The sequence below is a fragment of the Flavobacterium sp. F52 genome (genome assembly GCF_000278705.1).
Taxonomy (GTDB): Bacteria; Bacteroidota; Bacteroidia; order Flavobacteriales; family Flavobacteriaceae; genus Flavobacterium; species Flavobacterium anhuiense.
The window spans coordinates 101530-119821 of sequence record NZ_AKZQ01000030.1; the positions used below are offsets into that span (position 1 = coordinate 101530).

An 18292-nucleotide genomic window follows, 5' to 3' on the forward strand; every position below is an offset into this window, starting at 1 on the left:
AGGCTGTCAGATGGGATGACAGCCTTTTCAAATTCAATACAAATTACTAATTGAATTGTGGATGTAATTATTGCTTCAAGATTTTTTTCGAATACGAACCTTTACTATCGTTAACTTTCACAATGTAAACGCCTTTTGGCAATCGAGAAATCTCTACTTCTGCTTGATTTCCTTTTACAAATTTTACATTCTTCTTTAAAACTGGCTGTCCAGTAATATTGAAAACTTGCACTTCAGCATCTCCTTCATGATTCGTATCAATTTTTAGAGAATCATCTGTTTCATTCACAAAAATAGTCATATCATTTGAGCTTGTATTTTCAACTACAGTCGTTTGTGCTGCTAAAGCACTTTTTGCTGTAGAAGATTCAACCTGCACCAACTGCCACTGCTGATTTAACCCTCCTGTATAAGACCAAACCTGAATATTAGCACCATTTGCTGTAGAAACATTTTCAACATCAAGCGATTTGCCACTGTTTACGTTTATAATTTTATAATAACCTGTGCCAAGACTTGTTACCGTCCATTTGAATTCATTTGAAGACGAGAATGTTTTCTGCTGTACTTTTAATCCATCAGCTGTTCCGTTATTTTCAACAGCCAAATACATTCCAGTCGATTTTACGATAATGTAATAGTTACCGCTTCCGTCAGAAACAAATTTCCAACGCTGATTACTTCCTCCACCATTCGTTACATCATACTGTTGAATTCTACTTCCGCTCGTAGTGGCATTGTCAGCCACATCTAAACCTTTGTTACTGTTTCTTGAAATAATGTTATAATATCCAGGAAATTCGGTAGTAGGTGGCGCTCCAGAGCTCCAAGTAAAAGTAACTGCTGATGAAGCTGGAACAGCATAATTAAATGCCGAAGATCCTGAAACCACTTTTATTGTATTTGATGAGCCGCCAGAATTGTATACTACAAGTGCAGTTGACCCGTCAGGGTTTTTGAAAGCAGCAGACTGAATACTGCTGTTTGTGCTTGAAGCCCCAATTCGCACAGCACCCGGTTTCACAAATTTTGAAATCTGACCAATAATATAATACGCTACATTTTTAGTATAACTTGTGCTGCTATTTACTGTAATAGCACCTAAGCAAGTGCTGCATCCTCCTGGAGTGCGTGGTCCTAAACTTGAATTGTTGGCAGCATTCCATTCTAAAACTGTTTTAGACCAGTTATTGGTACTTCCAATAACAACGTTCTGCATATGCCAGCCAAAATCGCCGCTAAAACTTCCGCCAGAACCCGTGTATTGTTCCGTAAAATAAACGTTTTTATTAGTAGCATTTTTTACTGTTGACATTGCGGAGATATTCCCTAAATATAAGTGAAATGCCGCTCCATCTACATAAGAACTATTGTTTAAAACATCAATAGGATATGCCGTATTATCACAATTGTGGTCAAAGGCAATGATTTTAATGTTTCCGTAACCAGCGGCAGCCATTTGCGGACCAAGCTGCTGGTTGATGAAATTCTTTTGTTCGGTAGAATTCATCAGCATACTTGGCTCATTATGCGGATTTTCTGGTTCATTTTGCGGTGTGATTGCCCAAATATTAATACCTTGTGCTTTCATTGCATCAAAATATTTTACGAAGTATTTTGCATACGCTGCATAATATTGCGTTTGTAGAGATCCTCCAACCCAAGAACCATTGGTTTTCATCCACCTCGGTGCAGACCAAGGTGTTGCCAAGATTTTGATGTTTGGGTTAATTAGCAGGATTTTTTTAAGAATTGGAACTAAATAGGTTAAATCAGGTCCATTCAAACTGAAATTGTTCATGTTCGTATCTCCCGAAGTTTCGTTATAACTGTAGGAATAACTGCTTAAATCTGAAGCTCCAATACTGATACGAACAACGCTTGCATTTAATCCTGTTGTCGGATTGTATAAATCATTCAACAATTGGTTTTGCTGAGTCGCTGCCATTCCAGAAATAACTTCACAGCTTCCCTCGGTAAGTGTATAACCGAATCCGTCCATGGTTTGATAGGTCGTTCCTGCATTTACTGTTACGGTTGAAGCATTTGTTCCCGAATTGGTTCCGAAGCTTACAGTTGCCTGCTGCTGTAATAATTTACTTTGATCTCCTGTAGTCATCCACGGAGTTACCGTCTGAGCATTTAAGCTGTTCATGAATAAAAGCGTACTGCAACATAATAGTTTTAACGCTTTACGTACCCGAATTGTAGGTGTTTGAGTAGTTTTGTGCATTCTTTTGTGGTTTTGGTTTGATAATTAGTTTTTTCTTATTTATTCAGTTTTATTTTACTAAAACAACACAATATTATGAGTATTTTTACAAAATTATCAATTTTTTAACTTTACAAATACACATCAAATTAAAAAAACAGATATAACAAAAACTCATCTTATTGTTCTACAATACATTGAAAAACAATATTTTAGAAAATTAAAAATCATAAAAAACTTACTTGTCAAAATCGAAATAACTCATCATAAAATGTAAAATCTATACAATTCCTTACAAAACATGATTTTGCCTAGCAAATAAAGGGCATATGACAATTATCAGGAAAGCAAAAGAAAGATATATTGTATTTTTGCAGTTTATTTAAAATACAATAAAATGACAGCTTTAAAAGATATTTCGACAATAGAAGACATCCAGCAAATGGTTAATAGCTTTTATGCAAATGTTAGAAAGGATGATCTAATCGGGCCAATATTTAATGATAAATTACAAGATCGCTGGGAACCTCATCTGCAAAAAATGTACAATTTCTGGCAAACCATTTTATTTGATGTTCGCGCTTATTCTGGAACACCTTTTCCGCCGCATAAACAATTACCTGTAGACAAAACACACTTTGACCGCTGGATTGCTATTTTTAATTCAACAATTGATTCGCAATTTGCGGGACCAATAACAGAAGAAGCTAAAATGCGTGCTACGAATATGGCCTTTATGTTCAGCCATAAAATTGAATATTTTAGAAATGCAGAAAATGAAATGAGAAATACAGTAAAAAAATCTTAAAGAATTTCTTTCAAATACAAAGCAGAATTTTATATTTGATTAAATGAATCAACCCAAAATCTATTTATGAAAAAAGTAATTTTCTTTATTGCAATCTGCTTCTCATTTTTAAATCAATTATCAGCACAATCTCAAACTTCAGTTTCTAATTTATATAAAGGAACTGTTGACGGAAAAACTCCCATAACAGTTTACATTAAAACAGAAGAAAATCCCTGTACTGCAGATTTAATGTTTACTTCAATGTACCGCTATAATAAATCTAACAATTGGATTCAGCTGAATATTACTCAGGGCAAAAAGAAAGAAAACGAATTTGTTATGGTAGAACATGGCTTTAGCGGTGTTTTAATTTTGCAGAAAAATGGAAATACATTTACCGGTTTATGGATTAGTCCAGACACTAAGAAACAATTAAAAGTTGATCTCAAAGAAGCTGCAATGACTAAAAAAGAAATTGAAAATTTCGAAAAGACTATGGAAAAGGTGAATTATGAAAATAATGACTGCTAAACAGCATTTCTTTTATCTTTATAAAATCTACAAAAATGCAATAAAACTCACTTTCGAATAAAAATTTTGTGATGGATGGTAAAAAATCGAGGCATAAATTCGTAATTTTACATTTTAAATCTACAACGTTTTCGAAATGAATCCAAATATTGAAACCAATCCGTTATTAGAGCGATTGCCTAAACATTTACAGCAATTTATTAAACCTCAAGATTATAGCGATTACACTCCTATCAATCAGGCGGTTTGGCGATATGTGATGCGCAAAAATGTAGATTACCTTTCTAAAGTTGCACATCATTCTTATCTGGAAGGTTTGCGTAAAACTGGTATCGAAATTGATTCTATTCCGAGCATGTACGGAATGAACCGAATTCTTAGCGAAATTGGCTGGGCAGCGGTTGCCGTTGACGGATTTATTCCTCCAAATGCGTTTATGGAATTCCAAGCGTACAATGTTTTGGTTATTGCTTCTGATATCAGACAATTAGAACATATTGAATATACCCCTGCTCCAGATATTATTCACGAAGGTGCTGGCCACGCTCCGATTATTGCCAATCCTGAATATGCTGAATATTTGAGACGTTTTGGCGAAATTGGCTGTAAAGCGATTTCTTCTCACAAAGATTATCAAATGTATGAAGCGATTCGTTTGCTTTCTATATTAAAAGAAGCTGAAGATACTCCACAAGAAAAAATTGATGAAGCCGAAAAAGCAGTAGCCGATTTGCAAAATGATATGGGCGAATTGTCTGAAATGGCTCAAATTAGAAATCTGCATTGGTGGACAGTTGAATATGGCTTGATTGGAACAGTTGAAAATCCGAAAATATATGGTGCGGGATTGCTTTCTTCAATTGGCGAAAGTGCCCATTGCATGACTGATAATGTGAAGAAAATCCCTTACGATATTTCGGCAGCCAATCAGAATTTTGATATTACACAATTACAGCCACAGCTTTATGTAACGCCAACTTTTTCTCATTTGAGTTTGATTTTAGAAGAATTTGCCAATAAAATGGCTCTGAGAACTGGAGGTCTTTCCGGAATTAAAAAACTAATTCAATCAAATGCTTTGGGAACTATTGAATTGAGCACTGGTCTGCAAATTTCAGGAGTTTTTACCAATGTCATTGAAGAAGAAGGAAAACCAGTTTACATCCAAACAACAGGAAAAACAGCTTTGGCTTATCGTGAAAAAGAATTAGTTGGCCATGGAACTTTAACGCATCCACACGGATTTGGAAGTCCGATTGGAAAATTGAAAGGTTTTAATCTTGCGATTGAAGATATGAGTCCCAAAGATTTACAGGCTTATAATATCATTGAAGGCGAAAAAATAAAATTAGAATTCGAAGGCAATATTATTGTTGAAGGAGAAATTATTACAGGTTCTAGAAATCTTCACGGAGAAATTATTTTAATTAGTTTCAAAAATTGCACGGTTACTCATGGCGAGACGGTTTTATTCCAACCTGAATGGGGCAATTATGATATGGCAATTGGCAAAAAAGTCATTTCTGCTTTCTCTGGTCCAGCCGATGTGAACAGTTTTGACTTAATTAATATTGTTCCGTCAACCAAAACCATCAAAGCCAAACATACTGATGAGCGTGACGAATTAGAACATTTATACGCAACTGTTAGAGATATTAGAACGAATAAAGGTGCTAAAACGGAACTGAAAAATGTTTTTGAAAAGCTTAAAAATAATCATCAAAACGATTGGTTACTGTCTGTTGAAATTGCTGAGCTTTTAAAAGATTCTGATGAAAAACAGCTTTTACAGGAAGTTCTAGTTCATTTAGATCAATTGAAAATCAAACGTCCTGAAATTGCGCATTTGATTGCTGGTGGACTGGATTTGGTTTTTGATAATTTGCCACAATCCCGATAGCTATCGGGACTAAAATGCGAAGTTTTTTATTAAGTAAATAACATAATATTTGTCATTTCGACGAAGGAGAAATCTCCGCAAGTAACTCCGCAACGAGAATCCAATCTTTGTCGAGCTTCTCGTGGAGATTTCTCCTTCGTCGAAATGACAAAATTGTGGAAAATCTGTTTATGAAAACTAGCCAAGAATTTGGTATTAAATCATTTTAATCCTTTAATCTGTGGCAAAAATTCTTTGCGACTCTGCGTCTTTGCGAGATTCTTTTTTACAACTTTGATCCCAAATCCTTACTTAATTCAGTTTCAGATTCAATAGTTTTTCCGTTGTATTGCAGTTTCCAGCCCATTGAATTGGTCATGATTAAAATCTTAGACAATTCGCTAATAAGTCTATTTTGGGCATTGGTTTTAAGAGTAGAATTTTCGATTTTTTTAGCCAGATTCGCTTTTACCGATTTATTGATTTTATTGTAATCGTCTCCCGTAAACGGATTCAGTTTGCTTTGTTCAACATCGTAAAATTGAATATCTGGATTTATGGTAATTTCTTCTTTCGGAATATTTAAAATTGTGATGGTTTTGTTTTTTTCATCAATGTCATATTTCATTTGATGGAGATCGTAAGCCACCGTTACGTTGGCATTGACCACAATGAGTGCTTTTTTCTCAAAAGAAATCATATCCATCAAATACTTCTGCTGATTTTTATAGGTAATGACTTCTGAAAAATGTCCTTCGGTAACAACCAGCTTTCCAACATTAAGAATCTGCTGTTGAATTAAATTGGTATTGTATTGAATATCTGAATCGTCGTCTTTTTTGAACTGACAATATTTAAACCCCAGAACAATTACTAAAACAATAACTCCAACACCTATAATTCTTTTAATCAAGTTTTGCATTCCTCTAAAATATTTTAGACCAATTTACTTCTTTTTATTCTTTTTTCCTGCCACGAATTCACGAATTTTCGCTAATTCTTTGTCTATTATTTTTTCCAATTTCACAAATTAAAAAATCCCTTTAATTCAATTATAAGCAACACTATAGATTATAATAATTCGTGAATTCGTGGCTAAAAAATTAGAACGGATAACCGATAGCGATATTCAGAATTAGATTGTCTTTTCTCCAGGAACTGCTTCCGAAATTAATATCGTCAATCACCCAACGTTGTCCGTCTGGCAATGCAGGATTACGTAGCGGAATAGCTAAATCGGTTCTTAAAATCAAAAACGACAAATCGAAACGTAAACCAGCTCCGGCTCCAACGGCGATTTCTTTCATAAAATCTTTTGAAATTTCCGCTCCAGGTTTATTTGGATCGGCATGTAAAAGCCAGATATTACCAGCATCTAAAAATATTGCACCTCTTACAATGCTGAAAAGCTTTGCACGGTATTCGGTATTGAATTCCAGTTTCAAATCAGCTGATTGATCGGGAGTGTAATTATTGTTTGTTGGTGGCGGAATAACATAACTTCCTGGCCCTAAAGTTCGTGCCCTAAACGCGCGAATACTATTGGTTCCTCCCACTACAAATTGTTTCGATGCCGGAAGCGTGTTTGAATTTCCGTAAGCAAATCCCGCACCGACAATTAATCTGCTGGCTAATTCGCTTTCTTTTCCGAGTTTTAAATAATGTCTGAAATCGGATCTAATTTTTACGTATTGGCTAAACGGAACATCAAATATGGTCTTAACGTTATTTGGATAATCTGCTCCAGTAAATAACCCTGTTAAATTTCCAGCTAAATCTAACTCACCATTAAAATAAATGGTATGCTTCTTACGCTTCTGCATCGTATTGGTATACGTATAATTATAGGTTGGGCCAAAAATCAGCTGTTTTTCAATTACTTTTCCCAAAGCTGGATCTTCGTCAATGTCTGCGAGATATTCTGGTGTAACGTGATTCGGACTCACATAAGTCACATCAACAACATTTAATTGATGTTCCTTACGAATATTTTCTTTCCACATATACCCAAAAGAAGTATTAAAAGAATTCAAAGCATATAACTGCGTTCGTTTTTGATATTCATAACGGAGCGTTGCTTTGGTTCTTGGCACGTATTCGCTGTTCCCTTCAATATGAAAAGGCGTTATAAATCGTGGCCAAGTCAAACTAACTTCTGCTCCCAGTTTGTAAATGTTTTTCCCTTTATTAACTCCTCCCAACTGAAAATCGGCGCCACCAAAAACAGAAGCGGTAAACAATTCTGCACCTCGCAAAAAGTTTCTGTTGTTCCAGTTTAGATTTAATTCTGTACCGGTATAGCTCGCAGAATTGGTTTTTCCGATAACTTCTACACGAATAAACTTCTTAGGCAAAAGAGTCAAATAGTAGTACGAATCTAGAGCGTTAGGAATTGAATCTGAGGGTTTGAATTCATTCTTCACAAAACTGAAAGTTCCAAGATTTACAAATCGGTTTAAGGTTAAATTGTGGTCTTTTCGATTGTAAACATCTCCTCTTTTAAAATAAATTGTTCGATCGTAAATTCTTGGTTTAAAAGTATCTGCTGTATCAATTATGGTAAAATCTTTGTATTGCGTGATATTTCTTTTTCTATAAACTGTACTATCATTGGTAAGCGAATAATTTGGGTACACAAAAATCTTATCAATTTTATAAGCGGTCAAGGCTTTTACAGGTGTATCATCCTTTATTACCAATCTAATTCGTACTTCGTGATCACCTTTACTGCTGTCTACTTTTGCCAAAATATAATCTGGATTAAAATAGAAATAGCCTTTTTCTTTTAATCTTGCATCAATTCTTTCTCTTTCTGCCTTTATGACATCTAAATCGTAAGGATTTCCAACTTTAAGAAGACTTCTTTTATGGCTTCTCGCAATAATTTTTGACATTTTAAGAGAATCGTCTGGAAAAGTTACGCTTTTTATAATATACTGTTTTCTTGGTGTCACAATATATTCTGCGGTTACTCTTTTATTTCGAACAGTTGAATCGGCGCTGACACGGGTTTTGAAATATCCTCGGTTTTCTGTAAAATTTCGCAAAACCGAAGCATTATAATCCAAATCAACCTGGCTGAAAAGTACCGGCGGTTCTCCCACTTTGTTACGCAGCCAATATCTCGTTCCCTTATCTTTTTTAGGTTCCCCAGCAAGATTGTATATCAATAATTTAGGTCGAAGACCCAAAAACTGTTTGTTCGGTTTTGGGCGAAGCAGGCCTTCTAGTTCATTTTCCAACGCTTTTCGATCTTTCTTCTTCATAATCGAATCTTTTATGGTAACAGAACCGCCTGTATAAAGCAACTCGCCTTCAGGAAGATACTTTGTATTGCTGCATCCTAAAACAAAAAATAAGGAAAGCAGCGCGATATACTTTAAATATATATTTCTATGATTATGTTTTTTGCTCATTTCCTTCAATAGTTTTTTCGTCTTCGTTCTCTTGCAGTTTTTCTTTTTCTTTGTCCTCTTTCTTTTTTTGCTTTTCTTTTTCCTTGCGAATTTTTTCTTCTTTTATCAACTCTTTTTCTTCTTCTGTGCGATGAAAAAGCTCTCTAAATTTATTGTAGCTCATTGTAATTACAAATGCAACTCCTGTTTCGATTACCTGACCTTCAACCGCAACCTGATATTGATTTTTACGATAAGCGCGAATCATGTAACGGCCATCTTTTGTTAATTGATAATCTAAAGCGACATCACCCGCAATATTGGTAGATTCTTCATTGGCACGTTCCTGACCTTCTACTCCAAAACTGCTTCCAACAGTAATTTTCAATCGATCATCGAGTAATTTTTTAGAAACTTCGACATTTAAATCGGTTCGGTTTTGCATGGTTCCTGTTGTATAATCTTCTGTCGATTCTAAATCAAAATTGACTTCAAATCCTTCAATAAGATCTCCAGCCAGATTATTCAATTGTTGCGAAAGTATTTTGCTCACACTCTGTCTGGCAAAAGATTCTGCACTTACACCGCCGCTTTCGCTTGCAAAAGGATTTTCGCCCACAAACCTGTTCAATAATAAAAGGGCAAAAACTTGTTTGTTCAGTTCGGCAGGATCTTGTTCCAGCTGTTTCAGTTTTGTCTGAGTCATTTCTACGACATCTGTAGAAACATTATAATTTCCTTCAGGAAGTACTATTCCAAATGAGATTTCTGGTTTCAGCAATTCTCCATTCATTTTCAATAAGGTCTGAAAAGGAAGCTTTTGCTTGTAGGTGTTTTGCACCGCTTGAGACTGTCCTTTTAGCTGATTTCCTAATAAATCAATTGGCGCTGTGTTTACTTTATAAATCGCTGTAATATTTAAAGTTGCCATTGTCGGTTCGCCATTCCAAGTGATAAAACTTCCTTTTTGAATATCAAATTTTCGTTTAATTCCGTTGAAATTCATTTGATAAGAACCGTCTGAAAATTCATATTTCCCAGTCAAAGTTGTCTTTCCTGATTGATCGATTCCTCCAACTAATTCTGCTTCTCCTTTCAAATTCAAATAATCGCCATTTCCTTTATCAATCAGCAAGGTCAATTCTGCTTCTTTATTAATCGAAATAGCTACATTTACATCCATGCCTTTCAATTCCGACTGATTTAGTTTGTTCTGCATATCAACCGTTTGCTTCAAGTACAGATTATCTTCGTCAACAAATTCTACAATTCCTTCTCGGTCTGCTATTGACGGATCTGACTGCGGCATTACGACTGTAAACTTGGTTTCTTTATTAATTTTGATCGTTCCGTCAACCACTGGACTGTCTAGATTTCCTTTGATATTTAGTTTTGTATCTAAAAACAAATCGCCATAAAATAAATCATTGTCTTTTGCTTGCGAGTGAATCGCTCTAAAATCGTTTGCCTCAACCAGCAGATTGAAATTATACTTCACAAAATCTGGCGACTGAATGGTTCCGTTTACAAACAGTTCATTGTCATTTTCATCAAAAAGAGAGAATTTATCAAATGAAATTGTTTCGTTATTGAAAGTGATTTTTTCGTTTTTGGTTTTAAAGTACGAATTGAGCTGTGTGACTCTAAAACCAGCGTCATTAAAATTCAATTCTCCTTTAATTTGTGGAGCAGAAGTATTTCCTGTCAACTTGAAATTTCCTGAAAGAAAGCCTTGTCCTTCAGTAATATTTCCCATACTGAAACCTTGAACGCTTTTGATATACAATTTGTTAATGGCTACATCAAAATCAAAATTTCCTGAATCTAACTGATAATCTCCCGTAAGTTTTAAGTCATTTCCTTCATCGCTCAAGGCTACATTTGCGGCAAGTGTATTGGCAGTTTTATTGTCAACTTTTATTTCTAAATCTCCTACTTTTGAACCTTTAAAAGTAAAATCATCAATTTTCAAATCGGATGTAAAAGTTGGATTTGTCATCACATTTTCAACCAACGCATTTCCGTTAATCAAGCCTTGCATCAATAATTCATCTTTTTTAACCATGTTCATAATGGTTTCGATTTTGAAGTTGACAAAATCAACTTGTAAAGGCGCATTATCCTGATTTCCTTTCGATTGAACTTTCAATTCGTTTCCATTATTACTCAAATTGAATTTATTGACATAAAGTCTTTTTTCTCCAAACTCGATTGCATTTTCAGGATCAACATTCCACTTATCATAATTTAAAATAAAGCTGTCTGCATCTAGTTTTACAATATTTTTAGAATCTTCAGCTTTAAATTCGCCCCCAATAAAATATTGCTGTTTTTGTTTTGCATCTTGAACTTCAAGCGCATAGGTCAAAGTATTGTTTTGAACTTCTCCGCTCAAACTTGTAAACGGAATTTTTAAAGAACCGCTTTCAATTGTCGCTACAGAAACTAAATATTCCAGCGCATTTTCTTTGGCTTCGATATTGATTTTCCCATCTGAAATGGTGTTTCCTCCATAAACAATTCTTGGAATCGTTCCTTTTACAGTTAAAGAATCTGTTTTATTATTATAATTTCCATTTATAGTAAAAGGCTCTAATCCAGTTAATTTTGGCAACAATTTAAAAAGAACAGGATCATTGTCTACTTTGAGCATAAAAGCCAATCGTTGCTCGTCTGATTCTGCATTGATTTTTGGATTTTTGAGGTCAATATATTTTGATAATGATTTCTGGACTGAATTTGCCACAGTTGTCAATTTATATTTTCCGATCATTTCGGCTTTTAAAAATTGAGACGAAATTTTGATCGAATTGCTGTCTTTATCTGCAAAAGCCAAAACTCGAACAGAATCTAAAACAATTGGTTCTGCTTCTTGCAAAATTTGAATGTTTGAAAGAAACACTTTTCCGTTTAAGAAATCAGGATTACTGTTGGCAATATCTGCATCGACATTTCCGCGAAGCTTCATTGGTCCAGCGTGCAGATTTAGTTTTTCTAAATCGGCAATATCCAAATTCAGTTTTAGCTTTATTGTCGGATATTTATCTTTTGTGTCGCCGGAAGCCGTTAAATTAAAATTCAAATTTGGATCTTGCATTCCAGATTTTACTGCAAAAGAACCGTTTTCGATATTTCCTTTTAATGCTAAATCTCTATAAGTATATCGATTAAAAACTGCTTTCTGCACCAAACCATCAATCGCTGCATTTGCGGTTTTAGGATCTAAGCCGTTACCTTTAACTTTCGCCTTAAGCGTAATTTTTCCGATTGAATCGTTTTTAATTAAACGCCCTAAATCAAAATCCAACAAGTAAACTTGCGCATCGTATTTTTCTCTTTTTTTAACACGCTGATCAAATAAAGCATCGACTTTTGCATTTCCAAAACTGCTCGTCAAAGCCATATTGGTTTTAAAATTCTGAACCGAACCTTTAAATTTTCCTTGCAAACTTAATTGAGATGGCAACTGAATATTCTTCGGAATTGTTCCTGGTGGCACAAACATATTAATGTCTTTTGAAGTCGTCGAAGCTTTTTTGATATCCAAATCGTAATACGCTTTTTGTGCATCTGGCAATCCAGCAATTTTCCCCGAAAGGGAAACTTTTGTAGCGCCAATTCCGCTCATTTCAAACTTCGAAATATTCAAATCTTTTACTTTTCCGCTCACACGGCTATCTACATACAAAATAGCGTTCGGGTTACTTTTGAAAGGATTTGTATTTTGAAGATCGGGAACAAACAATAAAATGTCTTTAAAACCAATTTTAGATTGTTTCAAATTGGCATCAAGGGCAAGATTTCCTAAATCTTTCTGAATTGATTCAAGTGATGTATATTGCGCTTTAACTTTATCCTGAACGAGAGTCTGCGGTGTTTTTAAATACAGGTTTTCCAGCGAAGCATTTTTCGGTCCGTAAAAGAAATCGGTTTTGAAAGACTGAATCTGCAAACCGCTTTTTTCGTTTACGTTTAGCGTTTTAATATTTCCTGAAATCGTATCATTTCCATAATATAAATTCTCTGCTTTAAAATTGAATTTATCCAAATCCAAGTGTGCATAATCAATTCCTTTTGTTTTAGGTTTTGACTGTTCATCATCAAACTTGAAAGCGATGTTTTCTAGATTGGTTTCTTTGAGTTTTACTTTCCAGCCTGCTTGTTTTATGGCTGTTGAATCTAAGTCAGGGGTTTGAATCTGCTTATCTTTTGCACCAAGACGTAAATTTCCTTTAAGATTTTTAACTTCAAAAGTATTAAAATCCAAAAACTGTTCATTAAGATTGATCTCATTTACTACTAAATTTAAATTTCCTAAACTAATACCCGAATTTAATTTCGAGTCTTTATTATCATATAAAATATCTATTTTAGATAAAGTGATTTTATCCAATGCCAATTTAAAATCTGGACGTTTCGAAACTGTATCTACTGTTTTGACTGAAACTTCAGCAATTTTCTCTACAACATCTTGATCTAAAACTACCTTCAATCCATTTAAATTAATTGTGGGAATATTAAAGTCCATTTTATCAAGATCAAACCTTTTGAATTTGGTATCAAAATGCGTCAAATTGAGTTTGATATCATTCTTCGAAAAATCATCTTTAAAATTAAATTTAACCTGATCGAGATTTACTTTTACTACAGAAATTTTAAACGGTTTTGCATCAGGATCTTCTACTTTTGGTTCTTTAGATTCGAATGCTTTTATAATATAATCAAAATTGAAAACGCCGTCTTTGTTTCTGGAAATATTGGCTTTTACATTTTCTAATGAAACCGAATTGATTTCGAGTTCGCTGCTTACGAGTTTAAAAAGATCAACATCAACCTCTAATCGTTTACCAGCCAGTAAAGTATCTTTTTTTTGATCTTCAAAATAAAAACCTTCCAGAACTACATCTTTGGGAAATTTAATTAGAATTTTATCGAGAGAAACTTTGGTTCTAATCTTACCCTCAAGATAGGCAATGGCTTTGTCCTTAACGAAATTTTGAACCGACGGAACCTGAATTAAGATTATGAGAAGCAATAAAAGCGCAACTATAGAAACCACGCACCACATTAAGATACGAAGTATTTTTTTAAGAAAATAAACTGGTTTCTTATTCATACGTCAATAAAATCGCTTAGATTAAAATTGCTTCTGAAAAAAGCAGGGTTACACATTTTACAAAAATGTAAAATTTAAACCTTAACAATTTACATAATTATGAGCAATTATTCTAAAATTTTATTGTTGCATTTGCCACGAAGACACTAAGACACGAAGTTTTTTATATTAACTGATAACTTTTTATGAGGGTTATTCTAATAGTTAGAATTTAATATGCGGCAGTTTTTCTCCTATGATGTTTATTTTCTGCTGCAGTTTTGATAAGAACTTCTGATGCTGTTCTGATTCTGGATTAAAACTGCGATGACGAAGACTTTTTTGGATTTCGTCTACTTCTTTCATTACTTGAACACTTTCTTCTGAAACATAATTTTCGCTAAAAAGCTTCCAGATATAATCTATCGCAATCTGATTGGGATGCAACATATCTTCGTTATAAAAACGATAATCGCGAAGTTCGTCCATCATGATTTCGTAAGAAGGGAAATAGTTATGAGTTATGAGTTTTGAATTATGTGTTTTTAAAACTTGATGTAAAGCTGTAAATAAATGTGATTTGCTTAATTGATTTTCTACAAATCCGTCTTTGATATGTCGAACTGGGGAAATAGTGAAAATGAAATTTATATTGGAGTTTACAGTTTGAATAATTTCAATTGTATTTTGAATACTTTTTTGAATGGCTTCTGCCGACAATAATTCTTTTGAAAATTGTTTTTGAGGCACTTTATGACAGTTGGCTACAATTTCATCTTTTTCAAGATTTCTATAAATCCAAGAAGTTCCGAAAGTGATGATAATATGGGTCGCTTCTTTAAGTTGTTTATGGGTTTCTGTTACAGCTTTATTCAGAGTTTCTAATAATTCTTGACGGTCAGAATTGCTTAAATCTGAATGTACTTCAAAGCTATGCCAACGCTCGTTATGGAAGAAAACCTCTTTTTCTTCAAACCAATCTTGTTTAAAAATTCTGCCAAATAATTTTTCAATTGAAACCGGATTAAAAATGATCCCAAACGGATTGGTTTCATTCTGAAATTTAAAATAATCGAATTTCTCCGCCATATTTTCTGCAAAACAAGACCCAATAGAAAGTATTTTCGAATTATAATCGATTGGCAAACTACTTTTGGAAATGGGTATTTGGGTTCTGAATTGCATGGCTTTTTTATCCAAAAATACAGTTAAATCCTCATTTATGCTCAAAAAAAATCCCCAATTAACTAATTTGCTAATTGGGGATTTTTTTATTTAAAACAAAATTAGTAAGCAATTTCTAATTTGAAAGAATTTTTTGCGTCTCCAGAAAAATATTCTGTAACGTAATTGCTGCTATTGTATTTATTAGTAGTTTCTACAGTTGCTGTTTTAGTTACCTTACCATCAGAGTCATAAGTAGTTGTAACATTTTTCACTGTGTTGTTTGCAGAATAGAAGTCAAAATCACTATCTAAATCTAATAATGCCCTTAAACCTATAATGTTGATAAAAGGGCTTTTCTTATTATCGTAAGTACTTGTTGTTTTCTCCATCAATACTCCATCGATTAATTCAGAAGATACCATATTTCCGTTTACTAAAGTATAAAGTGTAGTGGTATCATACTTAATCTCTTGTTTATTGATGATCTGAGATTGGTTAACATTAACTGTTCCGTTTGCGTTATACACAAAAGTTAATTTCTCTTGAGTACTTTTATTAGCTTCCCATGTTGAAATCTTAGAAACTAATTTTGTTCCTTCATAAGCATAAACATCTGTAGATTGTAAAACACTAGAAGCGTACTTTTCTACTTTAGTGATAAGATCTCCTGTGTACGTATATACAGATCTAGACGCATCTGAACCAGCAAGTTCTTTCAATTTGTTTCCATCATACGTTAAAGTATAAGTATAACTTCCTGATTGTCCTTCAATGACTTCTGTTTCAGTAATTTTTTTAGGTAGTAAAACTGCATCTGTAGATTCTGATGAATCATCACTTGAACAAGATGTTAAAACTAGTGCTAAAGCACCAAATAAGCATAAAATTTTTTTCATTTTGACTTGGTTAAATTTGTTGTCGGTGCAAACGTAGTATAACCAAATAGCAAAACCTTACGTGATTCCACATCGAAACACATTTTTCAATTAAGTCAATTGTTAAAACACTAATAGCAAACAACATAAAAGCTTAACTAAATAATAAAATTTTCAAAAAAACTTAAATATGGAAAAATAATCAGCCTTTATGACTTCTTATTTTCAAATTAAAAAAGTGAAACACATAAAAACTTTAAAAACTCTATCAGCAATTTCACCTGTAAAAAATTTAGATTTTTAATAACAAAAACCAACTCTAGAAACTAAAACAATTCCTTATTTTTGCATCTTCCATTTTTTTAAAATCTTATATGAAATTACTATATACCTACATTATCAGACACAAAATGCTCTTGTTTTTTGCGTTGATAATGGCTACTATCAACATTTGTTTCAGTTTGTCAGACTCAGTAATCACAGGAAAATTAATGCAGGACTGTGGTGTTGGAATCTCAAAATACAAAGGAAACGAAATCGGATTTATAAAATCTTTAGCTTTCTGGCTTGGCCTTTCTCTTGGCGCTGCTATGATTTCGAGAATTACCAAAAACTTTCAGGATTATTTTACCAATGTCGTTATTCAGCGTACCGGCGCTCAAATGTATACTGACGGAATCAAGAAATCTCTGGATCTTCCTTATGCAGAATTTGAAGATCAGCGAAGCGGTGAAACTTTAAGCAAACTGACAAAAGTTAGAATCGATTCAGAAAAACTGATTACACTTTCCATTTCGTTAATCTTCCAGACTATTATCGGTTTTATATTCGTAATTGTTTATGTTGCTCGAATCGATTTCAGGATTTCGATTATCTTCTTAATTACAGCGCCAATTATTGCTTTGGTTAGTTTGTATTTGGGAAAAAAGATTAAAATCGTTTCTCGAAAAATTGTGAATCAGACTAATGCATTGGCTGGTTCTACTACCGAAAGTTTACGAAATATCGAGTTAGTAAAAAGTCTTGGTTTAACATATCAAGAAGAAAAACGTTTAAACTTAAATACGTTTAAAATTCTTCAATTAGAATTACAGAAAATCCGTTTTATAAGAAGTTTAAGTTTTATTCAGGGAACAACGGTTCATTTCTTGAGAACTTGCGTTGTTTTTGCCTTATATTACTTCTTGTTTGGAGGAAAAATTATCGTTGGTGATTTATTGACAATGGTATTTTTTACGTTCTTTATTTTTGGTCCATTACAAGAATTAGGAAACTTTATTATTGCTTTGAACGAAACAAAAGTTTCTATGGAGAATTTCAAAAACTTATTGAATGCTCCTAAAGAATTTCGTCCTAAAACTCCAAAACATGTTGGAGCAATCCAGAAATTGCTATTTTCTAATGTGAGTTTTCAACATAAAACAGCTAAATTCAAAGCAGTCGAAAATATCAATTTCGAAATCAAACAAGGACAAACCGTCGCTTTTGTTGGTCCGTCTGGATCTGGAAAAACAACTTTAGTAAAATTATTAGTTGGATTGTATACTCCAGAAGAAGGAGAAATTCTTTACAATGATATCGATTCAACCGAAATTGATTTGCTAGATTTAAGAAAACAGCTCGGTTTTGTGACTCAAGATGCACAATTATTCTCAGGAACAATTCGCGAAAACTTATTATTCGTCAAACCAAATGCAACCGACGAAGAACTTTATGATGCTTTAAAACGCGCAAGCTGCGACAAACTCCTTAAACGTGCTGAAGACGGTTTAAATACCACAATCGGCGAAGGCGGAATCAAAGTTTCTGGCGGAGAAAAACAGCGTTTATCTATCGCAAGAGCTATTCTTAGAAATCCGAATTTATTGATTTTTGATGAAGCGACTTCTGCTTTGGATTCTATTACAGAAGAAGAAATTAATGACACTATTCGAAATATCTCAGACAAAAATAGAATTACAGTTTTAATTGCTCACCGTTTATCAACCGTAATGCATGCTGATAGAATTTTTGTCCTAGAACAAGGTAAAATCATTGAACAAGGCAAACATGAAGATTTGATCGTAGAAAAAGGATTGTATTACGCTATGTGGCGCCAGCAGATTGGGGAACGTAAGTAGTTCTTTTTAGCCACTAAGGCTCTAAGACACTAAGATTTTAAGTTTTTTAAACAATCTATACACGTACTATTTGTCATTTCGACGAAGGAGAAATCTCCGTAAGTAACTCCGCAACGAAAATCCAATCTTTGTCGAGCTTCTCGTGGAGATTTCTCCTTCGTCGAAATGACATAAAAAGAGAAATACCATAAAATACAAAAGCCGAGAGATTTTACAATCTCTCGGCTT

10 protein-coding genes are annotated in these 18292 nt (G+C 33.6%); 4 read left to right on the forward strand and 6 right to left on the reverse strand.

Annotated elements, in window-relative coordinates; translation table 11 throughout:
- Positions 1–67: 67 nt before the first annotated feature.
- Positions 68–2233 carry an RICIN domain-containing protein gene (locus tag FF52_RS15565; protein WP_008466989.1) on the reverse strand — a complete coding sequence of 722 codons (2166 nt, stop codon included), beginning with the start codon at positions 2231–2233 and terminating at the stop codon, positions 68–70.
- A gap of 376 nt (positions 2234–2609) precedes the next feature.
- On the opposite strand from FF52_RS15565, the gene FF52_RS15570 reads away from it, so the two are divergent.
- The 3 genes from FF52_RS15570 to FF52_RS15580 all read left to right on the forward strand — a co-directional run bounded on the left by FF52_RS15570 (position 2610) and on the right by FF52_RS15580 (position 5433).
- Positions 2610–3020, forward strand: coding sequence for a group III truncated hemoglobin (locus FF52_RS15570; RefSeq protein ID WP_008466991.1), 411 nt, complete (start codon positions 2610–2612; stop codon positions 3018–3020).
- Between the two features lie 66 nt (positions 3021–3086).
- Positions 3087–3533 (forward strand): hypothetical protein, encoded by a 447-nt coding sequence (locus FF52_RS15575; protein WP_008466993.1) that lies wholly within the window; start codon positions 3087–3089, stop codon positions 3531–3533.
- Positions 3534–3669: 136 nt separating this feature from the next.
- Positions 3670–5433, forward strand: coding sequence for an aromatic amino acid hydroxylase (locus tag FF52_RS15580; protein WP_008466995.1), 1764 nt, complete (start codon positions 3670–3672; stop codon positions 5431–5433).
- A 265-nt stretch (positions 5434–5698) separates the two neighbouring features.
- Here the strand turns inward: FF52_RS15580 and FF52_RS15585 are convergent, their stop codons facing one another.
- The 5 genes from FF52_RS15585 to FF52_RS15605 form a co-directional block, all read right to left on the reverse strand.
- Positions 5699–6334 carry a DUF4230 domain-containing protein gene (locus FF52_RS15585; protein ID WP_008466996.1) on the reverse strand — a complete coding sequence of 212 codons (636 nt, stop codon included), beginning with the start codon at positions 6332–6334 and terminating at the stop codon, positions 5699–5701.
- A 181-nt stretch (positions 6335–6515) separates the two neighbouring features.
- A complete protein-coding gene (locus FF52_RS15590; RefSeq protein WP_008466997.1) occupies positions 6516–8828 on the reverse strand; it encodes a BamA/TamA family outer membrane protein in 2313 nt (770 codons plus the stop codon).
- Positions 8812–13923, reverse strand: a complete 5112-nt coding sequence (locus FF52_RS15595; protein WP_035691702.1) for a translocation/assembly module TamB domain-containing protein — start codon at positions 13921–13923, stop codon at positions 8812–8814. The genes FF52_RS15590 and FF52_RS15595 overlap by 17 nt, the downstream gene beginning before the upstream one ends.
- Before the next feature lie 204 nt (positions 13924–14127).
- Entirely contained in the window at positions 14128–15087 is a 960-nt protein-coding gene (locus FF52_RS15600; protein ID WP_008466999.1) for a GSCFA domain-containing protein, read from the reverse strand.
- 101 nt (positions 15088–15188) lie between these two features.
- Complete coding sequence (locus tag FF52_RS15605) at positions 15189–15965, reverse strand: hypothetical protein (protein WP_008467000.1); 777 nt, start codon at positions 15963–15965, stop codon at positions 15189–15191.
- A 353-nt stretch (positions 15966–16318) separates the two neighbouring features.
- On the opposite strand from FF52_RS15605, the gene FF52_RS15610 reads away from it, so the two are divergent.
- The gene (locus FF52_RS15610; protein ID WP_008467001.1) at positions 16319–18064 is read left to right on the forward strand and encodes an ABC transporter ATP-binding protein; all 1746 of its coding nucleotides are present in this window, start codon (positions 16319–16321) and stop codon (positions 18062–18064) included.
- Positions 18065–18292: the final 228 nt, after the last annotated feature.